Source organism: Stenotrophomonas sp. SrG, from assembly GCF_050031795.1.
GTDB classification, from domain to species: Bacteria; Pseudomonadota; Gammaproteobacteria; order Xanthomonadales; family Xanthomonadaceae; genus Stenotrophomonas; species Stenotrophomonas rhizophila_A.
The window spans coordinates 1-242 of the sequence record NZ_JBNBBE010000989.1 but is presented as its reverse complement, the minus strand read 5'-3'; the positions used below and the strand labels follow the sequence as shown (position 1 = coordinate 242).

The 242-nt window shown below is 70.7% G+C and carries 1 protein-coding gene; it reads left to right on the top strand.

What is annotated here, in order from left to right; translation table 11 throughout:
• Positions 1 to 242 (top strand): hypothetical protein (locus tag ACQG3P_RS22455; protein ID WP_426806291.1); only part of this gene is annotated, 242 nt, incomplete at both ends.

The following is a 242-nucleotide window of genomic DNA, read 5'->3' as shown; positions in this document are numbered from 1 at the left end:
GGCCCTGGCCTCGACCCGCAGGACCTCATGCAGACCCTGGGCGCGGTCACCCTGCGCCTGTGGCTCGCCTCCGCCGATTACAGCACCGCACTCTCGCTGTCGCAGGAAATCCTCCCGCGCACCGCCGACGCCTACCGGCGCCTGCCCCACACCGCGACCTTCCTGATCGGCAACCGCGACGGCTTCGATCCCGCCCATGACCTGGTAGCGACCGCCGACATGGTCGCGCTGGACCGCTGGAT